The sequence below is a fragment of the Pseudomonas sp. genome (genome assembly GCF_030150285.1).
Taxonomy (GTDB): Bacteria; Pseudomonadota; Gammaproteobacteria; order Pseudomonadales; family Pseudomonadaceae; genus Aquipseudomonas.
Genome location: NZ_JASLGE010000029.1, coordinates 24,032 through 41,174, shown reverse-complemented (window position 1 = coordinate 41,174; position 17,143 = coordinate 24,032). Strand labels below are relative to the sequence as shown.

Here is a 17,143-nt window from a genome sequence, read left to right as displayed (position 1 = left end):
GAGCTTCAACACCGCCCCTATACAGGGCCTCAATTTATTTGGGTCGGATAAAGATTAAATCATCCAACTCAAAGTCATTTCCAGCCTGCTCACCTCCACCGTTCTGAGTATTGGTGATATTTAGATTGGGTAGGCTCTGCGGGTATTTAAGTTCAAAGGCCCCAAACAGCGTTACCCATCCCTGTGCTTTTGTTATTTCGGTTGCAGGAATTACTTTAATAAAGGAATTTCCTACCAAATTCACTTCTAGCCGGGGTGACAGAGGCGCATTGTCGACTGCAATGTTGCGGGCCTTAAATGAAAAACGATAGTGGCCTGCTTTCAAGTTTCCCGTCTCGCGCTGTAACACGATGCCTGAAGGCACAGACGATGCGTGGTTGTACTTCCTGAATACACCCTCCGTTACCAGCCCCCCCGTACCTGCGCTGCCGAGAATCCAGGGTGCTATCGTCGAATCACTAAAGTCTTCCTTCTCTTCAATCACTTCGGACTGACGACCAATCGTGAACTTGCCCAACGGCATGGCCCAGCCTAACGACTGTTGATCAAAACTGGAGTTGACGCCACGCATGTTGATAAGGAAATGCACACTTAACGTCGACCCTGTCACCAAGCTATCCAGGTAGTCTTGTAGAAGGTCTTTTTTAAGTGTTCGGCGCGAAAATTCGGTTGGCGTAATTTTACTGCTAACGGGACTCCAAATTACATGAGGTCCCGTGGGGCCCTCCGCTGTAACGCCCTCCAAGTAGAGCCAGACAGGATAGGCCAACGTCACCTCCCAAAAGGGAAATGCCTCCATCAAGAACGTCTTGGCACCCTCTTTGTCCACATACAGAATGTTGCCTGCTTCGGCTTGCGGTATTTGAAGGGCTGGCAAATGCTCCGCCGCCACAACACCCACCGTAAATGTAAATGACTCATCAAAAACGGAGCCATCCAAAAAAGACAAACGGGCGTGTACGGTAACGTTCTGCCCGATGCAAGCACCGATCACCTTGGGCCCTACAGGGCAAGTGTGCAGGCCAGGTTCCGGGTTTTTAAAATCCCATTTATCAACACCATACAACTCAGGCCCCACCCACTCTACCTGCAAACTTTCAATACTTTTTTCGGACTGAAGCGTGATATCTACCCGTGTTCCGGTTTGATGTTTATAAGGGTCTAATATCCCCTCCACAATGCCTTGAACATTAATTGTGATTTGCTCTATCCGACTAGAATGCTGAGACGTCATGGCCATTAATTCCTGGAGTAAGGTCTTTAGAACTCACACGAAACACCCACGCCATTAAATGCATACCACTCATACACGTCTACTGTCAGAACTGTCAGGTTTGGCTTTGAATTCGGCAGCCCCCCGCTACCGATAAACGGTTAGTGGGGGGGCGACACTTACAGGACTTGGCGCAAAAACGCCTGGGCACGCAGGTCTTTGGGCGAGGTGAAGAAGTCTTCCGGGGCGGAATCTTCCAGCAACTTGCCATGGTCGAAGAACAGCACGCGGTTGGCCACTTCGCGAGCAAAGCCCATTTCGTGGGTTACGCAGACCATGGTCATGCCTTCGCGAGCCAGGGTCTTCATCACGTCCAGCACTTCACCGACCATTTCCGGATCAAGCGCCGAGGTTGGCTCATCGAACAACATCACCTTGGGGTCCATCGCCAGTGCCCGAGCAATCGCCACGCGCTGCTGCTGACCACCCGACAGCCTTGACGGGAAGTCATTGGCCTTCTGGCCAATACCCACCTTCTCCAGCAGTTCACGGGCCTTGGCTTCACGCTCGGCCTTGCCGCGCTTGCGCACGACTTTCTGGGCCAGGCACAGGTTTTCCAGCACCGTCATATGCGGGAACAGGTTGAAATGCTGAAATACCATACCGACTTCCCGGCGGTAGGCGTTGACGTCGATTTTCGGGTCCGCCAGGTCAAGGCCGTCGATGCTGACGGAACCTGAGTCGAACTCTTCCAGGCCGTTGAGGCAGCGCAGAAAGGTCGACTTGCCCGAACCCGACGGGCCGATCACTACCAACACCTCACCCCGGGCAACCGTGGTGCTGACGTTGTCGACCGCGCGGACGATTTGCCCACGGGTGTCGAAGACTTTTACCAGTTCGCGGACTTCAATCACTTTGGGCGAGCCTCCGCTCAAGCCGACTGGCGAAATGCGACAGCGGCAGGTTAATCAACAGGTACAGGCCCGCCACGCAGAACAGAATCTCGAATGGCGAAAACGAGGTGGTGATGACTTCACGGCCACTTTTCAGCAACTCGGTAATTGCAATCACCGACACCAGCGAGGTGTCTTTGACCAGGCTGATAAATTGCCCGGCCAAGGGCGGCAGCACTCGCTTGAAGGCTTGCGGCAACACCACATGGCGCATCGACTGGCCGGCATTGAGCCCCAGCGAGCGCGCGGCTTCATCCTGCCCTCGGGCAATGGACTGCACGCCCGAGCGAATGATTTCAGCCACGTAAGCACCGGTAAACAGCGACAGTGCGGCAATGCCGGCAAACTCGCGGGACAGGTTGAGTACGGTGCCGATAAAGAAATAGAAAATAAAAATTTGCACCAGCAGCGGCGTGCCGCGCACCAGTTCAACGTACAGCGTCGACAAATCGCGCAGGGTCGGGTTTTTCGACAACCGGCACAGGCCCGTCGCCAGCCCGATCATCAGGCCCAGCACACCGGACACCAGCGACAACCACACGGTGGTCCACAGCCCTAACAGCAGCGGCCCGGCCGCCCAGTGACGGTTCACACCGATCACGTCGCCTTCCGCTACATCGTCACCTTCAACCAGTTGAACGCTATTGTCGGCCACGCTCACACGCTGCTCTGCGCCGTCATCGCCGCGTAACACCACTTCGGCATTATCGCCCTGGCGGACGACCTCAATCACCCTCGCGGCTTCAGTCGCCCGCTGAGCTTCTTCGGCTTGATACACGAAGTACTGCGGAACTCGGTTCCAGCGCCATTCGTAAGACATCAGCGAGGTGGCGTAGTACAACGCACCTGCCAGGCCGATAAGCACCAACACAGTCAACGCGTGCCAGGGCCATTGGGCTTTTTTTTGTTTGATCACTTTCAGGTTCCACGTTTTGTGTCGCGGGGGAGGCCGCCATCGCGAGCAAGCTCGCTCCTACAGGTAATGAACCTGCTCGCGCATGGCTAAACAGCCTTATTCCATGTCTTTGAGCCAAGCGGTGTCTTTGAACCACTTGTCATGGATGCGATCGTAGGTGCCGTCTTCACGGATCTGGTGCAGGAAGTTGTTAATGAAGTTGATGCTGTCGTGGTCGCCTTTCTTCAGGCCGAAGGCCAGCGGCTCGAAGGTGAACGGCTTGTCGAGGAATTCCAGCTTGCCGTTACCGAATTTGTTGACCGCAACCACGTTGTAAGGCGCGTCGTAGATAAAGGCGTCCGCCTTACCATTGACCACGTCCAGCACCCCTTCGGGCTCGTTATCGTAGCCGTGGTACTTGGCCTTAGGCATCAGTTTGCGGGCCACGATCTCGCCCGTGGTGCCGATTTTGGACGTCAGGCGGTATTGTGGGTCGTTCAGGTCTTTATAGGATTTGACCTTATCGGCCAGTTCCTTGCGGATCAACAGGGTCTGGCCTACGACGATGAAGGGTTCGCTGAAGTTCAACCGCAGGTTGCGTTCCTGGGTGAGGGTCATGCCGCTGCCGATCATGTCGAACTTGTTGGTCATCAGGGCCGGGATGATGCCGTCATAAGCGGTGGAAACCAGCTCCAGCTTCACCCCCATGGATTTAGCCATCGCCTTGAGCAGGTCGACTTCGAAACCAATGATCTGGCCGCGTTTATTGGTCATTTCGAAGGGCATGTACGTCGGGTCCATGCCGACTTTCAACGTGCCACGCTTGACCGCGTCATCAATGGCACCGGCATGGGCGGCACTGACCGCCAGTACTGCGGTGACACCGCACAGCAGCTTTGACAGAAACTTCTTCATCATCAACTCCCCTCAACCTACTCAATTAAGGTGTTGGCCTGCGGCGGGCTCGATTCAAAAAGCCAATACAGCCGGGCATTCACCCATTCGGACACGGATGCTAACTCAGAGCTGTGGGAGGACAAAGGTTTTGCGTCAGAAAAGCACGCCAGCCCGCGGATTTAGCGGCGTAATCGCGGCCAAATCAAAAATGGCCACCCAAACAAAACCCCACCGAAGTGGGGTTTGTGTCGACATCAGGCCGCGGGCTGCAACGGCAACAATGGCGCGTGAGCGTCGGCAGCGACCGACTTACGCCACGCGTTTAGCCAGTCTTCGTGGCCCTCGCTCCACACCAATGCGTGCAAGCGGGCCAACACCACCGGATCGCTCAGCACGGCCATGCGCTCGCTGTTGCTGAGCGCCGCCGGGCCCACCTTAAGCGCGTGACGCACACGCTCGATGCGCAGCCATTCAATCGGCTCGGCTTCGCGGTGGCGTGACGTCGCCAAAGCGCAGGCCAGGGCGTTTTGCTGTGGGTCAACTACAGCCCGCACAAAGCCGTCGTTCAGCGCGTGGTAACGGTTCTCGTGGGTGTACTCGGCCGTCGCCGACAATTCACGCGGCGGTGCATATTCCTCTGGAATCAGGAACAGGCGTTCGTCGCGGGTCTTGAGGCCCAACTTGACCCGGCTGGAGATGACCGAGACCGGAATCGACAGCATCAAGGACCCCACAATCGGCACCAGCCACCACAAAAAGCTCGGGTTCAGCCACAGCACCAACGCGGCCCATGCTGCACCCAGCAAGGTTTGCGGGCCATGACGGCGTACAGCTTCGCTCCACGGTGTGGAGTCGTCGTCACGTTGTGGCGAATTCCACGTCGCGGCCCAGCCCAGGAAAGCGGCCAAGACGAAGCGGGTGTGGAAGATCATGCGCACCGGTGCCAGCAGCACGGAGAACAGCATCTCCAGCAGCATCGACAGCGTCACCTTGGCTTTACCACCGAACGCTTTGGCACCCTTGGCCCAAATCAAAATAATGCTCAACAACTTGGGCAGGAACAGCAGCACGATGGTGGTCGAAAACAGCGCTACCGCTTTCTCCGGGTGCCATTGTGGCCATAGCGGGTACAGCTGGCGGGGCTCCATGAAGTACTGCGGCTCCATCAGCGTGTTAACCGCCAGCAAGGCCGTCGACAGCAGCAGGAAGAAGAACCATAACGGTGCCGACAGGTACGACATCACGCCCGTCAAAAACACCGCCCGGTGTACCGGGTGCATGCCTTTAACCAGAAACAGCCGGAAGTTCATCAGGTTGCCGTGGCACCAGCGGCGGTCGCGTTTCAATTCGTCCAGCAGGTTGGGCGGTAACTCTTCGTAGCTGCCCGGCAAGTCGTAGGCAATCCATACGCCCCAACCGGCACGGCGCATCAACGCGGCTTCAACGAAGTCGTGAGACAGGATCGCCCCGGCGAACGCCCCTTTACCCGGCAACGGCGCCAGGGCGCAGTGTTCGATAAAAGGCTTCATACGGATGATGGCGTTGTGGCCCCAGTAATGCGATTCGCCCAGTTGCCAGAAGTGCAGGCCTGCCGTAAACAGCGGCCCGTAGACCCGCGTTGCAAACTGCTGCATGCGCGCATACAGGGTGTCCATGCCCGAGGCACGTGGCGCGGTCTGGATGATGCCGGCGTCCGGCGTGGCTTCCATCAGGCGCACCAGGCTGGTCAGGCATTCGCCACTCATTACGCTGTCAGCGTCGAGCACCACCATGTACTTGTAATCTCCGCCCCAACGACGGCAGAAATCGTCCAGGTTGCCGCTTTTGCGTTTCACACGACGACGCCGGCGACGATAGAAAATGCGCCCGAAGCCACCGGTTTCGCGGCATACGTCCAGCCACGCCTGTTGTTCGGCCACGCAGATGTCCGGATCGTTGCTGTCACTGAGCACGAAAAAATCGAAGCGGTCCAGCTCACCCGAAGCCGCCACCGACTCATACGTCGCACGCAACCCGGCGAATACGCGGGACACGTCTTCGTTACAGATCGGCATGACCAACGCCGTGCGGGCGTTATCAGGAATGGGCTCATTGCCAGCGCTGGCACCGGAGATACGGTATTTGTCATGCCCGGTCAGCAGCTCAAGAAAGCCCATGAGCGCGGTCCAGAAACCGGCCGACACCCAGCAAAACAAGATGCCGAACAGAATCAGAATGCTGGTCTGCAGGGCATAGGGCAGCACTTGTTGCGCGGTCTGCATCAAGGGCTGGTGCAGCACCTCTTCCAGGTCAACAAACGACCAGCCCTGGTACGGCATGATGCCCTTCATGTACCAGCCCGCGACGATGGTCTGACCCAGCATCAGCACCAGCAAAATGTAGCGGCGAATCGAGCCGACCGTGCGCCAGCGCGACTTGGGTAGTACCCGCTCATCGATTTTCGGGGCCGGTGGATTGCTGCGCCCGGTCAGGCGCCGCCAGCCACGGACCAGAATGTTGGTGCGCCACGGCTCCGGCACCACTTTGGTACGGCGAATCGAGGGCGTTGCCTTGAGCATGACCCGGCCGCTGGCGTCGAGAGCAAGCATTTCGGCTTCCTCCAGTTCAGCCGCCGAGTCGAGGCTCAGACGCGACGCCACTGAAGCCTGCGCGGCTTCGGTGACATCGGTGCCCGGTTGCGCCGATAAGCGCGCGTGCAACTCAGCGAACGAGGTGCAGCTCGCCAATTCGGCGCGCTGCGCCTCGTTCAGCGGCAAATGCGCCAGGTACTCGCTGAGCGAGTTCGTCTGTGCGTGAGCATTACTCATCGGCAGGCAACTGGTAGCTCCAGGTCTCGGTCAACACTTTTTCAGTCTTCACCGGTTCTGGGGTGGCTGGGGCAGCCTCGGTCGCAGCCGCATGGGCGTCCTGGGTGGCGTGCTCTTTCTTCTCTGGGTGTTTGGCCGGTGCTTTCTCAGCGTGGGCCGCAGCCGCTTCAGGTGCCTGAGTCACATCCTCGACCAGCGCAGCACGCAGCTCAGTGGACTTGCTCGGATCCTTGACCTTCAACCGCAAGGTCAAACGCCAGCCTTTGGTTTCAGGGTTGTAGCGCAGGTTGTTTTCGACCAGATCGGCGTTGTCACCCACACTGACCACACTGCGTACCGGCGCGTCGTCCTTGAGTTTTTCCAGGGACGGCCCTTCGAAGTCGATCAAGTAGGCCACGCTGCCATCAGGCTGACGGATCAGGTTGGACTGTTTCACGTCACCTGTCGAACGCAGGGTCTGTTGCGCCCAGGCACTGTCTTTCGGGTGCAGGGCCGCTTCGTCCATCGTCCAATGCAGGCGGTAGGCAAAATCGAACGGCTTGAGTGGCTCGGGCTGTGTGTCCGGGCTCCAGAACGCAACGATGTTGTCGTTGGTTTCATCCGCTGTCGGGATTTCAACCAGATCAACCGTGCCTTTGCCCCAATCGCCTTGCGGCTCGATCCAGGCACTTGGGCGCTTGTGGTAGTTGTCGTCGAGGTCTTCGTAATGGCTAAAGTCACGACCGCGTTGCAGCAGACCGAAGCCCAGCGGGTTTTCAACCGAGAAGTTACTGACCGACAAGTGCTTCGGGTTGTTCAGCGGGCGCCAGATCCACTCGCCATTGCCGGCATGGATCGCCAGGCCCGACGAGTCGTGCAGTTCGCGGCGGTAGTTGAGCACCTTGGACGGCTGGTTCGCACCGAACAGGTACATGCTGGTCAGTGGCGCAATGCCCAGTTTGCCAACCTTGTCACGCAGGAACATTTGCGCTTTTACGTCGACCACCGTGTCCTGGCCAGGGCGCAGGATAAAGCGGTAAGCGCCGGTCGCACGGGGCGAATCCAGCAAGGCAAAAATCACCAGGTGCTTGTCACCGGCCTTCGGACGCTCGATCCAGAACTCGGTAAAACGCGGAAACTCTTCGCCCGACGGCAAAGCGGTATCAATCGCCATACCCCGCGCCGACAGGCCGTAGATTTGGTCCTTGCCCACCACGCGGAAATAGCTCGCGCCCAGCATGGTCATGATTTCGTCTTGCTTATCCGCCTTGTTGATCGGATACAGCACACGGAAACCGGCCCAGCCGAGGTTTTCGGTGGCTTTAGGGTCGAATTTCACGTCGCCGAAATCGAACCGGCCAGCGTCGTATTTGATCTCTTCGACGCTGTTAGCGGTGATTTCGTTGATTTTCACCGGGGTATCGAAGTGCATGCCCTGGTGATAGAAAGACAACTTGAACGGGGTTTTCTCGTCGGCCCACTGGGCTTTATCACTGCGGAAACGAATTTTCTGATAGTCCGCGAATTTCATGTCGCGAAATTCGTTTGGCAAATTGCTGCGTGGCGCTTGGTACTTCTTCTCGGCGAGGGTTTTAGCCTCAGCCGCCACGTCATCCAGACTGAATGCCCACAGTTGACCCGCACCGAACAAGCAAAGGAGCGCAGAGCCCGTCACCAGTGCGTTACGCAACCGCTTGGCAGGCTTTTTTGGTGCATTAAATGGACTAACAATCACGAGCAAACCTCGCCGAATACAGATGATGAAACCAACCAGCAGCGATCTGAATACTGGGTTGGCGAGCACTGTTCCGACCGTCAAAGGCATGAATGATTCCCCAGACGCGTCGGATTAGTCTCTGTGTAACGCGGGATTATCTAGTAGCCCGCGTTACAACGCATCTACCCTCGGCAAGTATTTATCGCGAAAAACCCCTGTTTTTAGCCGAAAACACGGATTTTCAGTGTTTTAGGTCTGCAACAAAAATGTAACCGGCCCGTCGTTGACCAAATGCACCTGCATATCGGCACCAAAACGTCCCGATTCCACCGTTTGATGGAGCCGTTTGGCTTCGCCCAGCAAGTGATTGAACAGCGCCTCGGCCACCGCGGGCGGGGCGGCCGTCGAAAAACTCGGGCGCAGGCCGCTTTGGGTGTCTGCCGCCAGGGTGAACTGCGACACCAGCAGCAAACCGCCGCCAATATCCGTCAGTGAGCGGTTCATTTTGCCCTCAGCGTCGCTGAACACCCGGTAATTGAGCAGCTTGTGCAGCAACTTGGCGGCATTCGCCTCGGTATCACCCGGCTCGACCGCCACCAGCACCAGCAAGCCTTGGTCAATACCCCCGACCGTCTGCCCTGCCACGTCTACCCGTGCGCTTGAAACGCGCTGTAAAAGTCCTTTCATGCTTCATCCGGCTGCAAGTCGAGTAACTGGCGGGCCATTTGCTGAGTGGCACGCACCAGCGCATCGGTAATGCCCGGCTCAGACGCGGCATGCCCGGCCTCACGAATCACTTGCAGTTCGCTGCCCGGCCAGGCCTGGTGCAGCTCCCAGGCATTGTCCATCGGGCAAATCACGTCGTAGCGACCGTGCACAATCACACCCGGTAAATGGGCGATCTTGTACATGTCACGGATCAACTGGTTGGGCTCCAGAAAAGCGTTGTTCGTGAAGTAGTGGCACTCGATGCGGGCAATCGACAAGGCGCGGTGCGGGTCGCAAAAGCGGTCAACCACATGCGGGTTCGGGCGCAATGTGGCCGTGCGGCCCTCCCAGGTCGACCAGGCTTTGGCAGCGTGCATCTGAGCGATCTGGTCATTGCCCGTCAGGCGATTGTGGTACGCCGTGATCAGGTCGTGACGCTCTTCTTGGGGAATGGGTGCCAGGTAGTCCTGCCAGTAATCCGGGAACAGGCGACTGGCTCCGGCCTGATAGAACCATTCAATTTCTTGCGGTCTAGCCAGAAAGATCCCACGCAAAATCAAGCCATGAACACGTTCTGGATGGCTTTGTGCGTAAGCCAGGGACAAGGTCGAGCCCCATGAACCGCCAAACACCACCCACTGCTCGATGCCCAGGTACAAGCGGATACGCTCCATGTCAGCCACCAGGTCCCAGGTGGTGTTGCGGTCCAGGCTGGCATGGGGCGTTGAACGCCCGCAGCCGCGTTGATCAAAGGTAATGATGCGGTACAGGCTGGGGTCGAAATAACAACGGCTGTTGGCATCACACCCCGCCCCCGGCCCACCATGCACAAATACCACGGGCAAGCCGTCTGGCGAGCCGCTTTCATCGACGTACAGCACATGCGGATCATCGACCGCCAGCTCATGCCGGGCATAGGGTTTGATCTGCGGGAACAAGGTCTGCATGACGCACTCCATGATGGGCTGGAAAATGTAGCCGTCTGGCATCATAAACCCGATTGGAGCCCTTGAGCACTTAGGCGTAGCGCTCGCGCCCCCACTCGACAAACCGCGTTAACAGGTGTTTGAGCACGATTTGGGTCGGCACGGCCAAGTCTTCGCGGTACTTGAACGGCTCGAACTCCTCCATGTAAGTGCTTTGCGCCAGCTCCAACTGCACCGCGTGGATGTTATCCGCCGGGTTACCGTAATGGCGGGTGATGTGGCCACCTTTGAAACGCCCATTAAGCACGTGGGTGTACGCCGTGTACCGTGCGCACACCGCTTGCAGATCACGGGCCAGAGCCGGGTCGCAACTGGCCCCGTTAAAGGTGCCGAGGTTGAAATCCGGCAATTTGCCATCAAACAGATGCGGAATTAACGAGCGGATCGAATGCGCGTCAAACAGTAGCGCATAGCCAAATTCAGCCTTCATCCGCGCCAGCTCCTGTTGCAGGGTCTGGTGATAGGGCTTCCAGATGCTGTCCAAGTAGGTCGCCCGTTCGTCGGCGGACGGTGCCAGGCCTTCACGAAACAATGGCACGCCATCAAACAGCGTGGCGGGGAACAGCCCGGTGGTCGCGCCCACGTACAGCGGTGCATCATCATGCGGCCGGTTAAGGTCGATGACAAACCGTGAGTACTCGGCCGCCAAGGTGCTGGCACCCAGCGCCGTGGCGAACGCGTACAACTGCGGAATGTGCCAATCCGTGTCCGGTAGGCTCTGCGCCTCGGGAATCAGCCCCGCCGCCACCGCCGGTGTCAGCTTCAAGCCGGCGTGGGGCATGCTGACCAGTAAGGGCACGCGACCTTTTTTGAATGTCAGAACCTTATCCACACTGTTTCTCCTAAAGCACGACGTCTGTGCCGTGGCGCACAACACGTTTGTCCAGGTCACCGCCCAGCCAATAGGCCAGGTCAGCCGGGCGAGCAATGTTCCAAGCCACGAAGTCCGCGACCTTACCCGGCTCCAGCGAGCCGTGGGTGTCGCCCATCCCCAGCGCCGTAGCCGCGTGTAGAGTCACCCCCGCCAGCGCTTCTTCAGGGGTCATGCGAAACAAGGTGCAGGCCATGTTCAACATCAGGCGCAACGACAGCGCCGGGGAAGTGCCCGGGTTGAGGTCACTGGCAATGGCGATTTTCACCCCGTGCTTGCGCAAGGCATCCATCGGCGGCAGTTGAGTTTCACGCAGGAAGTAGAACGCCCCCGGCAACAGCACCGCAACGGTACCGGATTGGGCCATGGCGAGGGCGTCGGCCTCGGTCATAAACTCCAGGTGATCGGCCGACAGCGCCTGATAGCGCGCCGCCAAGCTAGAGCCGTGCAACGATGACAATTGCTCGGCGTGCAATTTGACCGGCAAGCCCAGCCCCTGCGCCACCTTGAATACCCGCTCTACCTGGGCGGGTGAAAACGCCAGGTATTCGCAGAACGCATCCACCGCATCCACCAACCCCTCGGCAGCCAGCGCAGGCAGCATTTCATCGCAGATGTGGTCGATGTAGTCATCGGCGCGGCCCGTGTATTCCGGTGGCAAGGCATGGGCCGCCAGGCAGGTGCTGCGCACCGTGACCGGTAGCGTTTCACCCAGACGGCGGATGACCCGCAACATTTTACGTTCACTGTCCAGGCTCAGCCCGTAACCCGACTTGATCTCGACGCTGGTTACACCGTCGCGCAACAAGCAGGTCAACCGCTGACGCGCACTGGTGAACAATTCGTCTTCGCTGGCGGCACGTGTCGCTCGTACCGTGCTGGCAATTCCCCCGCCAGCCGCAGCGATGTCGGCATAACTCACGCCTTGCAGGCGTTGCTCGAATTCGCCGCTGCGGTTGCCGCCAAACACCGTGTGGGTGTGACAGTCGATCAGCCCCGGTGTCACCCATGCCCCGTCCAGGCTGTGAACCTGCCCGTATTCGCCCGCAGGCAAGCGTTCCCGCGAGCCGATCCATTCAATGAGCCCATCACGGGTCACGATGGCCGCATTTTCGATGATCGAATACGTGCCATTGGCCATGGTTGCGGCATTGCAATGCTGCCAAAGGGTTTTCATTGCGCTACTCCGTCAACGATCAAACATTCAAGAAATCTCGGGCGAGACTTCGACTGCCCGCCCCGCAGCCGGTTTTACCCACAGCAAGTACGCCACTATCAACAACACAATCCAGACGGCTCCGACCATCAATGCCGCCTGAGTCGCCGGGAAGTAACCGAGCACACCGAAGATAAACACCATAAACGCGATCGCGGCGATCGGCGCATAAGGCCAGAACGGAACCGGGAACTGGAGTTGGGCGACTTCTTCACGGGTCATGGAGCGGCGCATGGCCACTTGGGTGATCAGAATCATCAACCACACCCAGACGGTGGCAAACGTGGCGATCGAGGCAATCACCAGGAAGATGTTTTCCGGGATCAGGTAGTTGAGCAGCACACCGCCCAACAACGTGGCCCCCATGACCAGCACGGTCATCCACGGCACGCCATGTCGCGAAATTTTGGCAAACCCTCTAGGGGCCTGACCCTGTTCAGCCAAGCCGTACATCATGCGGCCCGCACCGAAAATGTCGCTGTTGATCGCTGACACCGCCGCCGAGATCACCACGATGTTCAAAATAGTGGCCGCCGAGGTGATACCCAGGCTGTCGAAAATCTGCACAAACGGGCTGCCTTGGGTGCCAATCTGGGTCCACGGGTAAATCGCCATCAACACAAACAGGGTCAGTACATAGAACAGCAGAATGCGTAGCGGCACCGCGTTGATCGCTTTGGGAATCACACGCTGCGGGTCTTTGGCTTCACCGGCGGTGATACCAATAATTTCAATACCGCCAAACGCGAACATCACCACGGCAAACGAAGCAATCAGCCCGCCCACGCCATTGGGCATAAACCCGCCGAAAGACCACAAGTTGCTGATGCCGGTCGCCACCGCATCGGAACTGCCCGAGGTGCCGATGCCAAACAGCATGATGCCGAAACCGGCCAGAATCATTGCCACGATAGCCGCGACTTTCAGCAGTGACAGCCAGAACTCCATTTCGCCGAACACCTTGACGCTGCACAGGTTCAGGCCGCCGATCAGCAGCACAATGCCCAGCACCCAGATCCAGCGCGCCACCTCCGGGAACCAGAACCCCATGTAAATGCCAAAGGCCGTGATGTCGGCCAGGCACACGATGATCATCTCAAAGGCGTAGGTCCACCCGAGGATAAAGCCCGCCATGGGGCCCAGGTAGGTGCTGGCGTACTGACCGAACGACCCGGAAACCGGGTTGCGCACGGCCATTTCGCCCAACGCACGCATCACCATAAACACCGCGGCACCACCGATCAGGTACGCCAGCAGTACAGCAGGGCCCGCCATTTGAATTGCCGCAGCAGACCCATAAAAAAGACCCGTTCCAATCGCTGAACCCAGCGCCATAAAACGGATATGGCGAGCCGATAGCCCGCGTTTCAAACCTTGAGTTTGAGTGTGCACTTCGCGTCCTTAATTGTTTTTGTCAGCGAAAACAGAGACGCAGAGGGCCGGTCAGGGCCCTCCGCGTCTTCAGCGTTACAGGCTTGGCAATACGCCGGCTGGCAGCAGCGCATTCAGGCAACGCGACGTCAGCAGTTGCATGGCCGCGTCGATGTCCGGGGCGAAGAAGCGGTCTTTTTCGTAGAACGCCACTTTGTCACGCAGGGTGCTACGGGCAATTTCCAGTTTGGGCGAGGTTTTGAGGCCATCACGCAGGTCCAGGCCTTGGCACGCGGCCAGCCATTCGACGGCCAAGACGCCACGGGTGTTTTCGGCCATCTCCCACAGACGTTTGCCCGCCGCAGGTGCCATCGAAACGTGGTCTTCCTGGTTGGCTGAGGTCGGAATGCTGTCGACACTGTGGGGGTGCGACAACGCCTTGTTTTCACTGGCCAGGGCTGCTGCTGTCACTTGAGCGATCATAAAGCCGGAGTTCACACCACCATTGCCCACCAGGAACGGCGGCAGTTGCGACATGTGCTTGTCCATCATCAACGAGATGCGGCGTTCGCTCAGCGAACCGATTTCGGCAATCGCCAGCGCCATGTTATCGGCGGCCATGGCCACAGGCTCGGCGTGGAAGTTACCCCCGGAGATCACATCACCCTGCTCAGCGAAAACCAGCGGGTTGTCGGACACCGCGTTGGCTTCGATGCCCAACACTTCGGCGGCCTGACGGAACTGGGTCAGGCAGGCACCCATGACTTGCGGCTGGCAGCGCAGCGAGTACGGGTCTTGTACCTTGTCGCAGTGCTTGTGCGATTCAGAGACTTCGCTGCGAGTACCCAGCAGGTCACGGTAAACCGCAGCGGCGTCGATCTGGCCACGCTGGCCGCGGGCGTCATGGATACGCGGGTCGAACGGCGAGCGCGAACCCAGCACCGCTTCAACGGTCAGGCCACCGCAGGCCATGGCGGCTGCAAACAGGTCCTCGCCTTCAAACAGCCCGCGCAAGGCGTAGGCCGTAGACACTTGCGTGCCGTTGAGCAAGGCCAGGCCTTCTTTGGCGGCCAGGGTCAATGGCTGTAAACCCGCCTGCTTCAGGGCGGCTACCGCGTCCAGCCATTCGCCTTTGTAGCGCGCCTTGCCTTCACCCAGCAGCACCAGCGACATGTGTGCCAGCGGGGCCAGGTCACCCGAAGCGCCCACCGAACCTTTGAGCGGAATGTGCGGGTAAACCTGCGCGTTGATCAGCGCGATCAAGGCATCGATCACCACACGGCGGATGCCGGAAAAACCACGGCTCAGGCTGTTGACCTTGAGCACCATGATCAGGCGCACCAGCTCATCGCTGATCGGCTCGCCCACACCGGCCGCATGGGAAAGCACCAGCGAACGCTGAAGGTTTTCCAGGTCTTCGCTGGCAATTTTGGTCGACGCCAGCAACCCGAAGCCGGTGTTGATGCCGTAGGTGGTGCGGTTTTCGACAAGGATCTGCTCAACACACGCCACGCTGGCATCGATTTGCGCCGAGGCACTGTCATCCAGACTGAGCGTTACCGGCTGTTGGTAAATGTCACGCAGTTGGGCAAGGCTCAGTTGGCCAGGTATCAGGTTTAACTCAAGCACGTTGGTACTCCTTACACGCGTTATTGTTTGAAACCTGTAGCGAACGCGATCGTGAGGCAATCAACCCGTTACATGCCGGGGATGCCATCACGCGCAAGCGCGTTCCTACAGGCTGACGTGAATTAGCCGTTGATCATCGGCAGGTTCAACCCTTGTTCCTTAGCGCACTCGATGGCGATGTCGTAACCGGCATCGGCATGGCGCATCACGCCGGTGGCCGGGTCGTTGTGCAGGACGCGGGCAATCCGCTCAGCCGCTTCGTCCGTGCCATCACACACAATCACCATGCCCGAATGCTGCGAGAAGCCCATGCCGACGCCGCCGCCGTGGTGCAAGGACACCCAGGTTGCACCGCTGGCCGTGTTGAGCAAGGCGTTAAGCAGTGGCCAATCGGACACCGCGTCCGAGCCGTCCTGCATCGCTTCGGTTTCACGGTTAGGGCTGGACACCGAACCGGAGTCCAGGTGGTCGCGGCCAATCACGATCGGCGCTTTCAGTTCGCCACGACGTACCATTTCGTTGAACGCCAGGCCGAGTTTGGCGCGCTGGCCCAAGCCGACCCAGCAAATACGTGCTGGCAAGCCCTGGAAGCTGATGCGTTCGCGAGCCATGTCCAGCCAGTTATGCAAGTGAGCGTCGTCGGCGATCAGTTCCTTGACCTTGGCGTCGGTTTTGTAAATGTCTTCAGCATCGCCCGACAGCGCGACCCAGCGGAACGGACCTACGCCCCGGCAGAACAATGGACGAATATAGGCGGGTACAAAACCTGGGAAATCAAAGGCATTTTCCACGCCCACTTCCTTGGCCATCTGGCGGATGTTGTTACCGTAGTCGAAGGTCGGAATGCCCGCTTTCTGAAACGCCAGCATGGCTCCGACGTGTTCGCCCATCGACGCTTTGGCCGCTTTGACCACCGCTGCCGGATCGGTCACGGCGCGGTCGCGGTACTGCTCCCAGGTCCAGCCTTTGGGCAAGTAGCCATTGAGCGGATCGTGAGCGCTGGTCTGGTCGGTGACCATGTCAGGACGCACACCGCGACGTACCATTTCTGGCAGCAGTTCAGCTGCGTTGCCACAGAGGGCGATGGAAATGGCTTTGCCTTCGGCGGTGTATTTCGCGATACGGGCCAGTGCGTCATCCAGGTCCGTGGCCTGTTCATCGACATAGCGAGTGGCCAGGCGGAAATCGATACGGCTTTGCTGGCATTCGATGTTCAGCGAGCAGGCACCGGCCAGGGTGGCGGCCAATGGCTGCGCGCCGCCCATGCCGCCCAGACCTGCAGTGAGCACCCACTTACCTTTCAGGCTGCCGTTATAGTGCTGGCGACCGGCTTCAACGAAAGTTTCGTAAGTGCCTTGAACGATGCCCTGGCTGCCGATGTAGATCCAGCTACCGGCGGTCATCTGGCCGTACATGGCCAGGCCCTTGGCGTCGAGTTCGTTGAAGTGTTCCCACGTGGCCCAATGCGGCACCAGGTTGGAGTTAGCAATCAGCACCCGTGGCGCATTGCTGTGGGTTTTGAACACGCCAACCGGCTTGCCCGACTGCACCAGCAGGGTTTCGTCATCGTTGAGGTTCGTGAGGCTCTCGACAATTTTGTCGTAGCACTCCCAGTTGCGCGCTGCCCGGCCAATACCGCCATACACCACCAGCTCTGTCGGGTTCTCGGCCACTTGCGGGTCGAGGTTGTTCATCAGCATGCGAAGCGGCGCTTCGGTCATCCAGCTTTTAGCGGTGAGCTGAGTACCACGGGCGGCGCGGATTTCGCCCTCACGGTGGCGGGTGAACGAAGCAGGCGATGTCGGGGTAGTTGAAGTCACGGGTAACTCCTCAGCGTTGGGCAGATGCGTCGGATGAAAGAGAGACGACGCACACTTATGTACTTGTACATACAAGCATAT

Annotated in this window: 13 protein-coding genes; all 13 read right to left on the bottom strand. The window is 58.7% G+C overall.

Features of this window, described 5'->3' with window-relative positions; genetic code table 11:
• Positions 1 to 34 precede the first annotated feature (34 nt).
• The 13 genes from Q1W15_RS06130 to hutU all read right to left on the bottom strand — a co-directional run bounded on the left by Q1W15_RS06130 (position 35) and on the right by hutU (position 17,062).
• Entirely contained in the window at positions 35 to 1,234 is a 1,200-nt protein-coding gene (locus tag Q1W15_RS06130; protein ID WP_300725100.1) for a hypothetical protein, read from the bottom strand.
• 158 nt (positions 1,235 to 1,392) lie between these two features.
• Positions 1,393 to 2,127: an amino acid ABC transporter ATP-binding protein gene (locus Q1W15_RS06125; RefSeq protein ID WP_300725099.1), complete on the bottom strand. Its 735-nt coding sequence runs from the start codon at positions 2,125 to 2,127 to the stop codon at positions 1,393 to 1,395.
• Positions 2,120 to 3,082 (bottom strand): amino acid ABC transporter permease, encoded by a 963-nt coding sequence (locus Q1W15_RS06120; protein ID WP_300725097.1) that lies wholly within the window; start codon positions 3,080 to 3,082, stop codon positions 2,120 to 2,122. Before Q1W15_RS06120 ends, Q1W15_RS06125 begins: the two co-directional genes overlap by 8 nt.
• A 96-nt stretch (positions 3,083 to 3,178) precedes the next feature.
• On the bottom strand, positions 3,179 to 3,976 hold the full coding sequence (locus Q1W15_RS06115) for a transporter substrate-binding domain-containing protein (protein ID WP_300725095.1): 798 nt from the start codon (positions 3,974 to 3,976) through the stop codon (positions 3,179 to 3,181).
• A 236-nt stretch (positions 3,977 to 4,212) separates the two neighbouring features.
• On the bottom strand, positions 4,213 to 6,765 hold the full coding sequence (gene mdoH / locus Q1W15_RS06110) for a glucans biosynthesis glucosyltransferase MdoH (protein WP_300725093.1): 2,553 nt from the start codon (positions 6,763 to 6,765) through the stop codon (positions 4,213 to 4,215).
• Positions 6,758 to 8,479, bottom strand: a complete 1,722-nt coding sequence (locus tag Q1W15_RS06105) for a glucan biosynthesis protein G (protein ID WP_300725091.1) — start codon at positions 8,477 to 8,479, stop codon at positions 6,758 to 6,760. The genes mdoH and Q1W15_RS06105 overlap by 8 nt, the downstream gene beginning before the upstream one ends.
• Positions 8,480 to 8,710: 231 nt before the next feature.
• Positions 8,711 to 9,148, bottom strand: a complete 438-nt coding sequence (dtd, locus tag Q1W15_RS06100) for a D-aminoacyl-tRNA deacylase (RefSeq protein WP_300725089.1) — start codon at positions 9,146 to 9,148, stop codon at positions 8,711 to 8,713.
• Positions 9,145 to 10,116 carry a prolyl aminopeptidase gene (pip, locus tag Q1W15_RS06095; protein WP_300725087.1) on the bottom strand — a complete coding sequence of 324 codons (972 nt, stop codon included), beginning with the start codon at positions 10,114 to 10,116 and terminating at the stop codon, positions 9,145 to 9,147. Before pip ends, dtd begins: the two co-directional genes overlap by 4 nt.
• 70 nt (positions 10,117 to 10,186) lie before the next feature.
• The gene (gene hutG / locus Q1W15_RS06090; protein ID WP_300725085.1) at positions 10,187 to 10,987 is read right to left on the bottom strand and encodes an N-formylglutamate deformylase; all 801 of its coding nucleotides are present in this window, start codon (positions 10,985 to 10,987) and stop codon (positions 10,187 to 10,189) included.
• 10 nt (positions 10,988 to 10,997) lie between these two features.
• On the bottom strand, positions 10,998 to 12,203 hold the full coding sequence (gene hutI / locus Q1W15_RS06085; protein ID WP_300725083.1) for an imidazolonepropionase: 1,206 nt from the start codon (positions 12,201 to 12,203) through the stop codon (positions 10,998 to 11,000).
• A 27-nt stretch (positions 12,204 to 12,230) separates the two neighbouring features.
• The gene (locus tag Q1W15_RS06080) at positions 12,231 to 13,577 is read right to left on the bottom strand and encodes an amino acid permease (RefSeq protein WP_300725173.1); all 1,347 of its coding nucleotides are present in this window, start codon (positions 13,575 to 13,577) and stop codon (positions 12,231 to 12,233) included.
• Between the two features lie 132 nt (positions 13,578 to 13,709).
• Positions 13,710 to 15,242 (bottom strand): histidine ammonia-lyase, encoded by a 1,533-nt coding sequence (gene hutH, locus Q1W15_RS06075; protein WP_300725081.1) that lies wholly within the window; start codon positions 15,240 to 15,242, stop codon positions 13,710 to 13,712.
• Positions 15,243 to 15,364: 122 nt separating this feature from the next.
• Positions 15,365 to 17,062, bottom strand: a complete 1,698-nt coding sequence (gene hutU, locus Q1W15_RS06070; RefSeq protein ID WP_300725079.1) for a urocanate hydratase — start codon at positions 17,060 to 17,062, stop codon at positions 15,365 to 15,367.
• Between the last annotated feature and the right edge of the window lie 81 nt (positions 17,063 to 17,143).